Here is a 13990-nt window from a genome sequence, read left to right as displayed (position 1 = left end):
GGCCGCGGGCAGCCGGCGCCTCGCGTCACCCCCCCTGCGCCAGGCCTTCGCGGCGCGGATCCACGCCGCCCTGCAGCCCGTCGGGGCCGATAACGATGCCGTGGATACCGCTGGGGAATTCGGTGATGCGCACCGGGTGTCCCATGCGCTCGAGCGCGGGCGCCAGGGCCTCCAGCGGCGTGCCCTTCTCTAGCTCGGTTTCCTTGTTGCGGCTGCCCATGTTGGGCAGGGCGATGGCCGCCTGGATGTCCAGGCCCCAGTCCAGCACGCCCACCAGGGTCTTGGCCACGTAATTGATGATGGCGCTGCCGCCGGGCGAACCCACCAGCAGATAGGGCCGGTCGCCGCGCAGCACGATCATCGGCGCCATCGCGCTGCGCGGACGCTTGCCGGGCTCGATGCGATTGGCCACGAGCCGGCCTTCGGGGTCCCGGTACGACGACGAAAAATCCGTCATCTCGTTGTTCAGCAGAAAGCCGCGCACGAAGATTTTGCTGCCGAATTCGCTTTCGATGGTGGTGGTCATGCTCAGCGCGTTGCCCTCGGCGTCCACCGCCACCAGGTGGCTCGTGGAAGGCAATTCAAGCGCATCGTCCTTGCCCAGCGACAGGAGCTTGCCTTCGGGATCGCCCGGCAGCGCCACCTTCATGCTGCGGTCCGGACGGATCAGCGCGCCCCGCGCGCGCAGGTAGGCGGGATCCAGCAAGGCGCTCACCGGCACCGGCACGTAGGCCGGGTCGGCCACGTAGAAGTCGCGGTCGGCGAACGCCAGCCGGCCGGCCTCGGAAAAATAATGCACCGCCTCCACGCTGCCCGGCGCATAGCTGCCGATGGGGAATTGTTCGAGTTCGCCCAGCATCTGCAGCACGGCGATGGGGCCGCTGCTGGGCGGGCCCATGCCGCAAAGCCGGTAGCCGCGGTAGCCGCCGCAGACGGGAGGACGTTCTTGGGCGCGGTAGGCGGCCAGGTCGGCCAGGCTCAGGTCGCCGGGCACGGCGTGGCCGTGCACCGCGGCGACGATGTCCCGGGCGATGCCGCCCTGGTAGAACGCGTCCGCGCCGCCTTCCGCCACCGCGCGCAAGGTGCGCGCGAATTCAGGGTTCTTCAGCACGTGGCCGACCGGCCAGGGCGCGCCGCCGGGCGCGTAGAAATAGGCCGCCGCCGCGGGCTGCGCCGGCAGCGCCTTGTTGCCGGCCAGCAGCGCGTGCAGGCGCGGCGACACGGCGAAGCCCTGCTCCGCCAGCCGGATCGCGGGCTGGAACAGGTCGGCCCAGGGCAGCGCGCCGTGCTCTTTGTGCGCCAGCTCCAATCCGCGCAGCAGGCCGGGCACGCCGACCGACATGCCGTTGTTGACGGCTTGCGCGAACGGCAGCGGCTTGCCCTGGGCATCCAGGAAGCGGTCCTGGCGGGCCGCGGCGGGCGCGGTCTCGCGGCTGTCGTAGGTCTGGATGCGGCCGGTCCGGGCCGAATACAGCACCATGAACGCGCCGCCGCCGATGCCGGAGGATTGCGGCTCCACCAGGTTCAGCACCAGTTGGGTCGCGATGGCGGCGTCCACCACGCTGCCGCCCCGGCGCAGCATCTCGTCGCCGGCCTGCGTCGCCAGCGGGTTGGCCGACACCATCATGAAATGCGGGGCCCGCGCCAGTTGGCGGTCCCGCGTGCCGCTGGCGGCCTCCGGGTTGAGGTCCTCGGCCGCCTGGGGCGCCCGCGCCCAGGCGGCGGGCAGGGCGCACACGAAGGCCATGGCGGCGGCAAGCAGGATCGCGGCGGCATGACTGGGTGCGCGCATGAGAGGCTCCGGTGTGCGCCGGCGTTCCGGCAGGCGTCCATCATATCAACGCATCCGGGCGGCGCATCCGGCATAGAATCCCGGTTCCAGTCCACTGCTCCCGTCGTGCCATGCGCCTGCGCCACATCGAGATTTTCGAAGCGATCCGCCGTACCGGATCCCTGACCGAGGCCGCGGCCGCGCTGCACATCTCGCAGCCCGCGGCCAGCAAGCTGCTGGCCCACGCCGAAGCCCAACTGGGCTTCAAGCTGTTCGAGCGCGTGAAGGGCCGGCTGGTCGCCACCCGCGAGGCCGAGATCCTCACCCCCGAGGTCGCGCGCCTGAACCAGGACCTCAACAGCGTGCGCAGGCTGGCCGCCAGCCTGCGCGACCGGCCCAACGGGCACTTGCGGCTGGGCTGCGCGCCCGCGCTGGGCCTGGGGCTGCTGCCGGGCGTGGTGCGCGACAGCCGCGACGCCCAGCCCGGCATCACTTTCGACATCCACACGCACCACAGCGCCGAGCTCGTGCAGGGCCTGCTGACGCGCGAACTGGACCTGGCCATCACCTTCGACACGAACGACTATCCGGGCCTCACCCGTATGGGACTGGGCCACACAGAGCTCGTGCACCTGAGCCGCAAGCCCGGCGCCGGCCCGCTGCGGCTGTCGGAGGTGTCGGACATGGCGGGCGATACGCTGATCGTGCTGGACGCGGGCGACGCGTCCGGCGCCCTGCTGCAGATGGCGCTGGACGCGCAAGGCCTGGATCCGCAGGTCGCCATCCAGGTACAGACCCATTACGTGGCCTGCGCGCTGGTCGACGCCGGCTGCGGCGACGCCGTCGTGGACGCGATCACGGCGCAGGCGATGCTGCGCCCCGGCATGAGCCTGCGCCGGCTGGAACCCGCCCTGCGCGTGCCCATCAGCATCATGGTGCGCAACCAGGATCCCCTGTCCGCGCTGCACCGCGACCTGATCGAGCGGCTGAAGGCCGGCTGCGAGGCGCGCCAGGCCGCGCTCGACGGCCCCGCCTGAAGACCGGCCGCATTCCCCGAAAAGCAACGGGCGCCCGAATGGGGCGCCCGCTATTTTTCCGCTTGGGGGCCGGCCTGGCCGCCCCCGCGCAACATCAGTCCAGCTTGATGTTCTGCTTCTTCACGACGTCCTTCGCCCAGTCGTACTGCTCTTTGATTTCCTTGGCGAATTCCTCAGGCGTGTTGCCCGACGGCGCCGAGCCCTGCTCGTCCAGCGCCTTGACGACCTTGGGGTCCTTCAGGGCCACGACAGCGGCATCGCGCAGCTTGTTCACGACGTCCATCGGGGTGCCCTTGGGAGCCAGCAGGCCGTACCAGACCGGCTGGTTCAGCACCGGGAAGCCCGCGTCCTTGAACGTCGGCACGTCCTTGATGGATTCGATGCGGTCCGGCCAGGCGATGGCCATGGCGTGCAGCTTGCCCGCCTGGATCTGTGGCATCGACGACGGCAGGTTGTCGAACAGGATTTCGATCTGGCCGCCGACGGCGTCGGCCACGGCCGGGCCTGAACCCTTGTACGGCACATGCACGATGTCCGTGCCGGTGGCCATCTTGAACGATTCGCCCATCAGGTGCAGCACGCCGCAAGTGCCCGAACTGCCGTACGAGTACTTGCCCGGGTTCTTCTTCAGTTCTTCCAGGAAGCCCTTGAAGTCCTTGGCGGGGAACTTCGGGTTCACGGCCACGACGTTGGCGGTGTTGGCGAAGTTGGTGACCGGCTGGAAATCCTTGATCGGATCGTAGGGCAGGTCGTTGGGACGGCAGGCGGGGTTCACGGCCATCGTCGACACGGTGGCGATGGACAGCGTGTAGCCGTCGGCATCGGCGCGCGCGGCTTCGGACGCGCCGATGGCGCCGCCCGCGCCGCCCTTGTTTTCCACGACCATGGGCTGGCCCAGTTCCTGGCTCATGCGCTGCGTCACGAGACGCGCGATGATGTCGGTGGAACCGCCGGGCGCGAACGGAACGATGACGCGGATGGGCTTGCTCGGGTACTTGTCGGCGGCGTGCGCGACGGAGACGCCGAGGGTGCCGGCAGCGCCGGCGGCCAGGGCGATGGCGGCTGCCAGGGAGCGGACTTTATTCATAGAAGTGTTTCCTCCAATAATGCGGCCCCGCAGGTGAACGGGCCGTGTGATGTGCCCGCCTGTAGACGGGTCAGCCATTGACGGTGGCGGCGCGCGGCTTGAGTGCTGGGCGAATCGCACTGCTGTTGTAGGTTGCTTGTGGCACACGCGGCCGCCAGAATGACGGAGAATAGCAGCAAATGCTTACAGTCGCATAGCGTGCCGATCCCCGGTTGACGCGCCTCAATACGTACTCGCCAATGTCGGTTGCCCTCCTGGTTTTCCCTGATTTCATGCTGGTCGCGCTGGGTTGGGCGCTGCGTCACAAACTGGGTTTCTCCCGCGAGTTCTTTGCCGGCACCGAGCGCCTGGTCTACTACGTTTTGTTCCCCGCCCTGCTGTTCCAGGCCATCGTCCGCACGCCCATCACGGCCGGGAACGCCATCATGCTGCTGCAGGCCACCGCTGCCGTGATCGGCGCGGGCGTGGCGCTGTCCTGGCTGGCGGGCCTGGCGCTGCGGCCCACGTCGCTGGGCCTGGCCTCGTCCGCGCAATGCGGCTATCGCTTCAATACCTACATCGGCCTGGCGCTGTCCGCCAGCCTGGGCGGCACGCAGGGCCAGACGGCGATGGCGCTGATCGTCGGCTTCGCCGTGCCGATGGCCAACCTGGCGGCGGTCTACGGGCTGGCGCGCCACAGCGGCGGCAGCCTGCTGCGCGAACTGGCGCGCAACCCGCTCCTGGTCTCCACCCTGCTGGGCCTGGCCTGCAACCTGGCCGGGCTGCATCTGCCCGGCCCCGTCGACACGGTGCTGGCCCGCCTGGGCGCGGCGGCCATCGCGCTGGGCATCATCTGCGTGGGGGCCAGCCTGTCCTGGGAAGGCGGCAAGGGCTATGGCACGCTGATCGCGTGGATGCTGGCGGTAAAGCTGGTGGCGCTGCCCGCCGTCGCGTGGCTGGTGGCGGGCCTGCTGGGCCTGCCGCCGCTGGAAGCGCGGATGCTCCTGCTGTTCGCCGCCCTGCCCACGGCCTCCGCGGCCTACGTGCTGGCGATGCGCATGGGCGGCGACGGCCGCATGGTGGCGGTGCTGATATCGCTGGGCACGCTGCTTTCCGCGCTGACGATCCCGGCGTGGCTGCTGCTGGCCGGGTAAGCAGGGCAAACCCTTCGAAGCACGGCCAGCCCAATAGCCGCCGCGAGTCTGGCGCCGGTGGCGCAGGTGTCTGACACCCGTACGAGACGCCGTCCAGGTTGAAGCTCTGGCGCAGGTGTCTGACACCCGTACGAGATGCCGTCCAGGTTGAGGCTCTGGCGCAGGTGTCTGACACCCGTACGAGACGCCGTCCAGGTTGAGGCTCTGGGGCAGGTGTCTGACACCGGTACGAGATGCCGTCCAGGTTGAGGCTAGCGGTCCCGGGTGTCTGACACCAGACTCGGCTACTTATTCGTCATGGACGCGGGCACGACCCATTCCGCGAACTGCGCTTCCGTGAGATAGCCCAGCGCCAGCGCCGATTCCTTCAGGGACAGGCCTTCCTTGTGCGCCTTCTTGGCGATCTGCGCGGCCTTGTCGTAGCCGATGTGCGGATTCAGCGCCGTCACCAGCATCAGCGAACGGTCCACCAGTTCGGCGATGCGCTCGTGATTGGGCTCGATGCCGGCGGCGCAATGCTTGTCGAAGCTGGCCATGCCGTCGGTCAGCAGGCGCACCGACTGCAGGAAGTTGTGGATCACAAGCGGCTTGTACACGTTCAGTTCGAAATTGCCGCTGGCGCCGCCGATGTTGATGGCCACGTCGTTGCCCAGCACCTGCGCGGCCAGCATCGTGATGGCTTCGCACTGCGTCGGGTTGACCTTGCCCGGCATGATGGAGCTGCCCGGCTCGTTCTCGGGGATGCTGATCTCGCCCAGGCCCGAACGCGGGCCGCTGGACAGCCAGCGCACGTCGTTGGCGATCTTCATCAGGCCAGCCGCCAGCGACTTCAGCGCGCCATGGGCGAACAGCAGCGCTTCGTGCGAGGCCAGCGCCTGGAACTTGTTGGGCGCCGACACGAAGGCCGTGCCGGTGGCGTGCGCCAGTTCGGCCGACACCTTGGCGCTGAACTGCGGGTGCGCGTTCAGGCCGGTGCCGACCGCGGTGCCGCCGATGGCCAGTTGGTGCAGCCCGGGCAGGGTGGCGCGGATCTGCTGTTCGGCCAGGTCCAGTTGGGCCACATAGCCCGACAATTCCTGGCCCAGGGTCAGCGGAGTCGCGTCCTGCAGGTGGGTGCGGCCGATCTTGACGATGTCGTAGAACTCGGCGCTCTTGGCGGCCAGCGTGGCGCGCAGCGCCTTCAGCGAGGGCAGCAGGTGGTGTTCCACCTGCACGGCGGCGGCCACGTGCATGGCGGTCGGGAAGGTGTCGTTGGACGATTGGCCGCGGTTCACGTGGTCGTTCGGGTGGACCTTGCGCTCTTCGCCGCGCACGCCGCCCAGCAGCTCCGAGGCGCGGTTGGCCAGCACCTCGTTCATGTTCATGTTGCTTTGCGTGCCCGAACCGGTCTGCCAGACCGACAGCGGGAACTCGCCGGGCCACTTGCCGGCGATCACTTCGTCGGCGGCGCGGACGATGCCGTCGGCGATCTTGGGATCCAGTTCGCCCAGGTCGGCGTTGACCTTGGCGGCCGCGCGCTTCAGGCGCGCCATGGCATCGACCAGCGGAACCGGCATCTTTTCGGTGGAAATCGCGAAGAAATGCAGCGAGCGCTGCGTCTGGGCGCCCCAAAGATGGTCTTCGGGCACTTCAATCGGGCCAAATGTGTCTTTTTCGATGCGGGTCTTCATGGCGCGTGCAACTCCGTGGCAACGTCGATGGCGGCCGGCGGCGGCGCGCCGGCCACGGTAAAGTTGAGAATGACAATCACTACTAGGTTAGCAGAAACCCGCATTCCTATAATTGCGCGAACATCCGTGTTTCCTTCATCGTTTTTACCACTCGCCCCGCGCCATGTCCGCCCCTCTTTGCAGCCTGACCTTGCACCTGCCCGACGAAGCCGCCACGGAGTCGCTGGCGCGGCAGCTCGCCCCCCTGGTTTCCGGCAGGCGCACGGAGCCGGCGGGTGCCTGCATCCACCTCCAGGGGGACCTCGGCGCAGGGAAAACGGCCTTCACCCGGGCATTGTTGCGCGAATGCGGCATCACGGGCCGAATCAAAAGTCCGAGCTACGCGCTGCTTGAATCCTATAAAGTTTCTAACTTATACTTCTATCATCTTGATTTTTATAGATTTAGTGATTCGCGTGAATGGTTGGACGCAGGATTCCGGGATTTGCTGCGTGACGATGCGGTCGTTTTGATCGAATGGCCTGAGCGGGCCGAGGGCCTTTTGCCCCCGCCCGACCTGCTGATTTCCCTAGCCTATGCGGGCGAAGGACGCGACGCCACCCTGACCGCGTACACCGCTCGAGGACAAACATGGTTGAACGCGATTGTCCCCCCGCCCTCAACGGCGCCCTCCCCTCGGCAGGCGCCACCCGGCGCCGCCTGATCAGCGTCGCCGCCACCCTGCTCGTCCTGCCGGTCCTGCCGCGCCTGGCGCAGGCGGCGACGATCCTGGCCGTGCGCACCTGGCCGGCCGATGAATACACCCGGGTCACGCTCGAGCTCGACAGCGAGCTCAAGGCGGAACAGTTCACGCTGGAAAACCCCCACCGCCTGGTGGTGGACATCGAAGGGCTGACCATCAGCGCGGCCCTGAACGACCTGGTTTCCAAGGTCCGGCCCGACGACCCCTACATCCAGAGCCTGCGCGTGGCGCAGAACCGCCCGAACGTCGTGCGCCTGGTGTTCGACCTGAAACAGCCCGTGGCGCCGCAGGTGTTCACGCTCAAGCCCGTGGCCGACTACCAGTACCGGCTGGTGCTGGACCTGTACCCGAAGATCGCCCAGGACCCGCTGATCGCGATCCTGAACAAGCAGAGCGGCCCCGACGTGGACGATCCGCTGGCGCGCATCCTGGAAGACATCCAGCGCAACCCGGTGACCCGCGCCGACCCGCCCGAGCCGCCCCGCGTCCAGGGCCAGCAGCCCGCCCCGCCCCTGCCCTCCACGCCCAAGCCCCCGCCGGCCACCGCCAACCGGGGCAAGCAGCGCATGCTGACCATCGCGCTGGACCCCGGCCACGGCGGCGAGGATCCCGGCGCCATCGGCAGCAGCGGCCTGCGCGAGAAAGACGTGGTGCTGCGCATCGCCCGGCGCCTGAAGGCGCTGATCGACAGCCAGCCCCAAATGCGCGCCTATCTCACGCGCGACGACGACTATTTCGTGCCCCTGCACGTGCGCGTGCAGAAGGCGCGGCGCGTGCGCGCGGACCTGTTCATTTCCATCCACGCCGACGCCTGGATCAAGCCCACGGCCAATGGGTCCTCGGTGTTCGCGCTGTCGCAGCGCGGCGCCACCAGCACCCAGGCGCGCTGGATGGCCGACAAGGAAAACGCGGCCGACCTGATCGGCGGCGTCAACCTGGGCAGCCATGACCGCCAGGTGGCGAAGGTGCTGCTGGACCTGTCCACCACCGCGCAGATCAACGATTCGCTGAAGGTCGGCAATGCCTTCCTGGACGAAATCAAGAAGATCAACCGGCTGCACAAGAACAGCGTCGAACAGGCCGGCTTCGCCGTGCTGAAGGCGCCGGACATTCCGTCGGTGCTGGTCGAGACCGCCTTCATCAGCAATCCGCAGGAAGAAGCCCTGCTGCGCAGCACCTCGCACCAGGACAAGCTGGCGCAGGCCATGATGACGGGCATCCAGCGCTACTTCACCGCCAATCCGCCGCTGGCGCGGCTGGGCGACGTCAGCTAGGCGACTCCGCGCTCAGGGCGCGCCGCGGCGCGCCTTGAGCAGCTTGAACAGCCCCGCCCCGACCACCGGCACGATCGCCGCGGCCAGGCCCAGCAGAACGATGGTGTTCAGGTGTTCGCGCACCAGCGGGATGTTGCCGAAGAAGTAACCCGCGGCCACCAGGCTGACCACCCACAGCAGCGCGCCCAGGATATTGAACATCTGGAAGCGGGCCAGCGGCATGTCGGCCACGCCCGCCACGAACGGCGCGAACGTCCGGACGACCGGGATGAAGCGCGACATCACGATGGTCTTGCCCCCGTGCTTTTCGTAGAACGCGTGCGTGCGCATCAGGGCGCCGCGGTCGAGAAAACGCAGGTTCATCGAGAACACGCGGGGCCCGATGTAGCGCCCGACCGCGTAGTTGACCGTATTGCCGACGATCGCCGCGACGATCAGCAATGCCGCCATCATGAACGGATCGATATGGCCGGTGGCGCCGAACGCCCCGGCGATGAACAGCAGCGAATCCCCCGGCAGGAACGGCAGGACGACCAGCCCCGTCTCCGCGAAGACGATCAGGAACAGCACCAGGTACACCCACACGCCATATTGCTCGACCCAGACGCCCAGCGTCTGGTCGATGTGGAGGACCATATTGAAGAATTCGAGCATTGAAGCAACCCTGCGGTCGGAACAGAATAAGTGTCAGCGACTATAGCCCACCCGCCCATGACGCTAAAATCATCCGCATAGCCATGCCAGAAGCCTCCCGCAACATGACCGACCGCCGCTCCATCCTTGCGCTTCCCGACCTGCTGATCAGCCAGATCGCCGCCGGCGAGGTCATCGAACGGCCCGCCTCCGTGCTCAAGGAAATCCTCGAGAACGCGATAGACGCCGGCGGCCGCGCCATCGAAGTGCGGCTGGAGGGCGGCGGCATCCGCCGCATCGCCGTCACGGACGACGGCGGCGGCATTCCGCCCGAGGAACTGCCGCTGGCCCTGGCGCGCCACGCCACCAGCAAGATCCGCTCGCTGGACGAGCTGGAATCGGTGGCCTCGATGGGGTTCCGCGGCGAAGCCCTGGCGTCCATCGCCTCGGTGGCCCAGGTAACCATCATTTCCCGCACCCGCGACGGCGAACACGCCTGGCAGATCGACGCCGGCAGCATGCAGGTCAGCCCCGCGTCGGGCCCGCCCGGCACCACGGTCGACGTGCGCCAGTTGTTCGACGCCGTGCCCGCCCGCCGCAAGTTCCTGCGTTCCGAGGCCACGGAGTTCGGCCACTGCGTCGACGCCATGGAGCGCATCGCGCTGGCGCATCCGCAGATCGCCTTCCGCCTGTTCCACCACGACCGCGCGCAGCGCCAATGGCTGCCCGCCGAGCCGCCCCAGCGCATCCGCGACGTGCTGGGCGCCGAATTCGCCGAACACGGCCTGCTGCTGTCGCACTCGGTCGGCAACGTCAGCCTCGCCGGCATGATCACCCGCCCCACCGCCGCGCGCGCCCGGGCGGACCGCCAGTACCTCTACGTGAACGGCCGCTACGTGCGCGACCGCACCGTCAGCCACGCCTTGCGCGCCGCCTACGCGGACGTGCTGCACGGAGACCGCCAGCCCGCCTACGTGCTGTTCCTGGATATCGACCCGGCCGCGGTGGACGTGAACGTCCATCCCGCCAAGCACGAAGTGCGGTTCCGCGACAGCGGCGCCGTGCACCGCTTCGTCTCCCATGCCGTCGGCCAGACGCTGGCGCAGACCGGCGGATCTTCGACCGTCACGCCGGCGGGCCAGGACGACGAGGCCGAATTCGAAACGGCGGCCCCGCCCGCCCCCGCGGCCGACGTCTCTGCGCAAGCCGCCCCCGCCGCCAGCCCCCGGCCCGCGGATCCGCCCAGGCCGGCCTACGGCGGCGCGGGCGGCGGCGCCTCCTACGGGCTGCGCCCTTCGCCCGCGCCGCAGCGTCCGCATACCCAGGTTCCGTTCCGGCTGCACGCCGAGCCCGCCGGCATTCCGGCGGCGGACTGGCAATCGCTCTACCGCCCGCTCGACGACGATGCGGCCGTCCAGGCCGCGACCCTGCGCGAACCCGCCCCCACCCCCGCGGCGCCGGCGGCGGCGTTGCCGGCCGACGAAGAGCACCCGCTGGGCATGGCCCTGGGGCAACTGCACGGCATCTACATCCTGGCGCAGAACCGCCGCGGCATGGTGCTGGTGGACATGCACGCCGCCCATGAGCGCGTCGTGTACGAACAGCTCAAGCAGGCGCTGGACGCGCGCAGCCTGCCGCGCCAGGACCTGCTGGTGCCCGTGGTGTTCCACGCCCAGGAAAAGGACGTGGCGCTGGTCGAGGAATTCGAGGAACAGTTGAACGGCCTGGGCTTCGAGATGCGTCCGTCCGGCCCCACCTCCATCGCCGTGCGCTCCGTGCCGGCCATCCTGGCCCGCGGCGACATCGAAACCCTGGCCCGCGCCGTGCTGCGCGACCTGGGCGCGGTGGGCGTCTCGCGCCTCCTGACCGAACAGCGCAATGAATTGCTGTCCACCATGGCCTGCCACGGCTCCGTGCGCGCCAACCGCAAGCTCACCATCGAAGAGATGAACGCGCTGCTGCGCCAGATGGAGGCCACCGAGCGCGCCGACCAGTGCAACCACGGCCGTCCGACCTGGGTCCAGTGGTCGGTGTCCGACCTGGACAAGCTCTTCCTGCGCGGGCAATAGGCTTGTCGTCGCCCTCCCTTTCCTACCCCGCCGCGCGCCGGGTCATCTGCCTTGCCGGCCCCACCGCGGCCGGCAAGAGCGCGTCCACCCTTGCGCTGGCGGAACGCTGGCCGCTGGAGATCGTCAACGTGGACTCGGCCACGATCTACCGCGGCATGGACATCGGCACGGCCAAGCCGTCGCCCGAGGAACAGGCACTTGTCCCGCAGCACCTGCTGGACATCCTGGATCCGGTCCAGTCGTACTCCGCCGCCGAATTCGTCGCCGACGCGCTGCGCCTGATCGACGACATCCGCGCCCGCGGACGCATTCCGCTGCTGGCGGGCGGCACCATGATGTATTACAAGGCGCTGCGCGACGGCCTGGACGACCTGCCCCAGGCCGACCCGGCGCTGCGCGCCGAACTGGAGGCGCGCGCGGCGGTCGCCGGCTGGCCCGCGCTGCATGCCGAACTGGCCCTGCTGGATCCGGCGACCGCCGCGCGCCTGGCCCCCAACGACAGCCAGCGCATCCAGCGCGCGCTCGAGATCTGCCGGCTCTCGGGCCAGCCCATGTCCGCCCTGCTTCAGCGCGGCCAGCGCCAGCGGGACGACAGCGGCAACCAGTACGTCACCATCAGCCTGGAGCCCTCCGACCGCGCCGCGCTGCATGCGCGCATCGAGCAACGCTTCGACGCCATGCTGGCCCGCGGCCTGCTCGACGAGGTGCGCGGCCTGCACGCCAGGGCCGACCTGCATCCGGGCCTGCCATCAGTGCGTTGCGTGGGTTATCGGCAGATGTGGGCGCACCTGGACGGCGAAATCGACCTGGACACCGCGCGCGAACAGGGCATCGCCGCCACGCGCCAACTGGCCAAGCGCCAGATCACCTGGCTGCGCGCGCAGCCCGGACGCGTCATCGTGGACTGCCTGGCGGCGGACGCCGTGGCGCGGACCATCGATGCGGTGGCGGTGACGTTGGGGGATTGATTGGGTTGGGGTGGGTGTCAGACACCCGGGAGGGCCGGCTTCAGTTTGTACCGGCGGCTCGTAAGGGTGTCTGACACTTCCGGAATAGGCCAGTGTCTGACACTTCCGGAGTAGGTCAGTGTCTGACACCCCTACGAGACGGCCTTCGGCCTGCGTTGATGCCTCATGGGTGTCTGACACATTCGAATGATTCGAAGTCAGGCAGCATCAGACCACAACAGTCTGCGCCATGCCTTCCGTCTGCTCGACGATTTCGCCCAGCGTGCTGACGGTCTCGCCCTGCTCGCGCAGCGTGGCCGCGATGGCTTCGGCCTGGGCCGGATCCACGACCAGCACCATGCCGATGCCGCAGTTGAACACGCGGTACATCTCGGCGTCCTCGACGCCGCCCTGCTCTTGCAGCCACTGGAACAGCTTGGGCATTTCCCAGTTGGCGCGATGCAGCCGGGCCGACAGGCCGGGTTGCAGAATGCGCGGCACGTTGTCCAGCAGGCCGCCGCCCGTGATGTGGGCCAGGCCCTTGATGCTGGCGCCGTGCCTGGCCAGCGCGGCCAGCACCTGCTTCACGTAGATGCGAGTCGGCGCCATGACCACGTCGGCCAGCGGCTGGCCGTGGAAGTCGTCGTCGGGCTTGGCGTTGGCGCGCTCCAGGATCTTGCGCAGCAGCGAATAGCCGTTGGAGTGCGCGCCGCTGGACGCCAGACCCAGCACCACGTCGCCGGTCTTGATCGTCTTGCCGGTGATGATGGCGGACTTTTCGACCGCGCCCACCGCGAAGCCGGCCAGGTCGTACTCGCCGTCGGGGTACATGCCCGGCATTTCAGCGGTTTCGCCGCCGATCAGCGCGCAGCCCGACAGCTCGCAGCCCTTGGCGATGCCGCCCACCACCGACGCCGCCGTATCCACCGAAAGCTTGCCGCAGCCGAAATAATCCAGGAAGAACAGCGGTTCCGCGCCCTGCACCAGGATGTCGTTGACGCTCATGGCGACCAGGTCGATCCCCACGGTGTCGTGGCGGTTCCAGTCGAACGCCAGGCGCAGCTTGGTGCCCACGCCGTCGGTGCCCGAGACCAGCACGGGTTCCTTGAACGTCTTCGGCACTTCGAACAAGCCGCCGAAGCCGCCGATACCGGCCAGCACGCCGGCGCGCATGGTGCGGGCCGCAAGCGGTTTGATACGGTCGACCAGGGCGTCGCCTGCGTCGATGTCGACACCGGCATCGCGGTAGGTCAGAGGGGCGGTAGGTTGATTCGTCATGAGAAATGCCGTGGGGTATGTAACAATTGCTGGGATTTTGGTGGAACGCCCCGCATTTTACGATGTTGCGGGCCCAAGCAGGGATTGCCCCGCCGCAGCGCCGCGAAAGCGGCCCGCGACACTCCCCCCTCAGGTGGTTTAAAGTGTAGGGTTGGCCGGTATTGATTTTGCCAGTTTCTGGCGGCTGAAGTCCGGTGCGGCCCTGTTTCGGCTTGCATTGCACCCTGCTCCGGCCCCTTGTATTACCGTTTTTTTGGCTTTTCGGCACCCGGAGGCGCTGCCCGGCATGCCGCTCGCGGAAGCCCGCTACGAGGACTCGCGGCGTTGGTTTTCGGGTGCTCCGAAACAG

Annotated in this window: 11 protein-coding genes; 6 read left to right on the top strand and 5 right to left on the bottom strand. The window is 68.4% G+C overall.

The window, feature by feature from the left end; all coding sequences use genetic code 11:
- Nucleotides 1–25 precede the first annotated feature (25 nt).
- Nucleotides 26–1747, bottom strand: coding sequence for a gamma-glutamyltransferase (ggt, locus tag WHX56_RS09635; protein ID WP_422393658.1), 1722 nt, complete (start codon nucleotides 1745–1747; stop codon nucleotides 26–28).
- Between the two features lie 155 nt (nucleotides 1748–1902).
- On the opposite strand from ggt, the gene WHX56_RS09630 reads away from it, so the two are divergent.
- Nucleotides 1903–2808: a LysR family transcriptional regulator gene (locus tag WHX56_RS09630; RefSeq protein ID WP_129239159.1), complete on the top strand. Its 906-nt coding sequence runs from the start codon at nucleotides 1903–1905 to the stop codon at nucleotides 2806–2808.
- Between the two features lie 94 nt (nucleotides 2809–2902).
- Here the strand turns inward: WHX56_RS09630 and WHX56_RS09625 are convergent, their stop codons facing one another.
- Nucleotides 2903–3895: a tripartite tricarboxylate transporter substrate binding protein BugE gene (locus WHX56_RS09625; RefSeq protein ID WP_129239160.1), complete on the bottom strand. Its 993-nt coding sequence runs from the start codon at nucleotides 3893–3895 to the stop codon at nucleotides 2903–2905.
- Nucleotides 3896–4134: 239 nt separating this feature from the next.
- Here WHX56_RS09625 and WHX56_RS09620 point away from each other — a divergent pair, with 239 nt between their 5' ends.
- A complete protein-coding gene (locus WHX56_RS09620) occupies nucleotides 4135–5028 on the top strand; it encodes an AEC family transporter (RefSeq protein ID WP_129239161.1) in 894 nt (297 codons plus the stop codon).
- A gap of 284 nt (nucleotides 5029–5312) precedes the next feature.
- Here WHX56_RS09620 and fumC read toward each other — a convergent pair whose 3' ends face one another.
- Nucleotides 5313–6698, bottom strand: coding sequence for a class II fumarate hydratase (fumC, locus tag WHX56_RS09615; protein WP_129239162.1), 1386 nt, complete (start codon nucleotides 6696–6698; stop codon nucleotides 5313–5315).
- A 163-nt stretch (nucleotides 6699–6861) separates the two neighbouring features.
- Here fumC and tsaE point away from each other — a divergent pair, with 163 nt between their 5' ends.
- Both tsaE and WHX56_RS09605 read left to right on the top strand, forming a co-directional pair.
- Nucleotides 6862–7401: a tRNA (adenosine(37)-N6)-threonylcarbamoyltransferase complex ATPase subunit type 1 TsaE gene (tsaE, locus tag WHX56_RS09610; protein WP_129239163.1), complete on the top strand. Its 540-nt coding sequence runs from the start codon at nucleotides 6862–6864 to the stop codon at nucleotides 7399–7401.
- On the top strand, nucleotides 7329–8714 hold the full coding sequence (locus WHX56_RS09605) for an N-acetylmuramoyl-L-alanine amidase (protein ID WP_165360052.1): 1386 nt from the start codon (nucleotides 7329–7331) through the stop codon (nucleotides 8712–8714). The genes tsaE and WHX56_RS09605 overlap by 73 nt, the downstream gene beginning before the upstream one ends.
- A gap of 12 nt (nucleotides 8715–8726) precedes the next feature.
- Here WHX56_RS09605 and WHX56_RS09600 read toward each other — a convergent pair whose 3' ends face one another.
- Nucleotides 8727–9368 (bottom strand): VTT domain-containing protein, encoded by a 642-nt coding sequence (locus WHX56_RS09600; protein ID WP_338881081.1) that lies wholly within the window; start codon nucleotides 9366–9368, stop codon nucleotides 8727–8729.
- Between the two features lie 104 nt (nucleotides 9369–9472).
- Between WHX56_RS09600 and mutL the strand changes: the two genes are divergently transcribed.
- Nucleotides 9473–11416, top strand: a complete 1944-nt coding sequence (gene mutL / locus WHX56_RS09595; RefSeq protein ID WP_338881755.1) for a DNA mismatch repair endonuclease MutL — start codon at nucleotides 9473–9475, stop codon at nucleotides 11414–11416.
- A gap of 2 nt (nucleotides 11417–11418) precedes the next feature.
- Complete coding sequence (gene miaA, locus WHX56_RS09590) at nucleotides 11419–12384, top strand: tRNA (adenosine(37)-N6)-dimethylallyltransferase MiaA (protein WP_338881080.1); 966 nt, start codon at nucleotides 11419–11421, stop codon at nucleotides 12382–12384.
- Nucleotides 12385–12591: 207 nt separating this feature from the next.
- Here miaA and purM read toward each other — a convergent pair whose 3' ends face one another.
- Nucleotides 12592–13641: a phosphoribosylformylglycinamidine cyclo-ligase gene (gene purM, locus WHX56_RS09585; protein WP_338881079.1), complete on the bottom strand. Its 1050-nt coding sequence runs from the start codon at nucleotides 13639–13641 to the stop codon at nucleotides 12592–12594.
- Nucleotides 13642–13990 lie beyond the last annotated feature (349 nt).

It is taken from the genome of Achromobacter veterisilvae (assembly GCF_037619525.1).
Taxonomy (GTDB): domain Bacteria; phylum Pseudomonadota; class Gammaproteobacteria; order Burkholderiales; family Burkholderiaceae_B; genus Achromobacter; species Achromobacter veterisilvae.
This window is presented reverse-complemented; position numbering and strand designations above follow the sequence as displayed.

Bases quoted from the DNA above. Each gene is read 5' to 3' on its own strand.
- WHX56_RS09625 (WP_129239160.1), bottom strand. From the start codon at position 3,895: ATGAATAAAGTCCGCTCCCTGGCAGCCGCCATCGCCCTGGCCGCCGGC.
- ggt (WP_422393658.1), bottom strand. From the start codon at position 1,747: ATGGCCTTCGTGTGCGCCCTGCCCGCCGCCTGGGCGCGGGCGCCCCAG.
- mutL (WP_338881755.1), top strand. From the start codon at position 9,473: ATGACCGACCGCCGCTCCATCCTTGCGCTTCCCGACCTGCTGATCAGC.
- fumC (WP_129239162.1), bottom strand. From the start codon at position 6,698: ATGAAGACCCGCATCGAAAAAGACACATTTGGCCCGATTGAAGTGCCC.
- WHX56_RS09600 (WP_338881081.1), bottom strand. From the start codon at position 9,368: ATGCTCGAATTCTTCAATATGGTCCTCCACATCGACCAGACGCTGGGC.
- WHX56_RS09620 (WP_129239161.1), top strand. From the start codon at position 4,135: ATGTCGGTTGCCCTCCTGGTTTTCCCTGATTTCATGCTGGTCGCGCTG.
- WHX56_RS09630 (WP_129239159.1), top strand. From the start codon at position 1,903: ATGCGCCTGCGCCACATCGAGATTTTCGAAGCGATCCGCCGTACCGGA.
- tsaE (WP_129239163.1), top strand. From the start codon at position 6,862: ATGTCCGCCCCTCTTTGCAGCCTGACCTTGCACCTGCCCGACGAAGCC.
- purM (WP_338881079.1), bottom strand. From the start codon at position 13,641: ATGACGAATCAACCTACCGCCCCTCTGACCTACCGCGATGCCGGTGTC.
- WHX56_RS09605 (WP_165360052.1), top strand. From the start codon at position 7,329: ATGGTTGAACGCGATTGTCCCCCCGCCCTCAACGGCGCCCTCCCCTCG.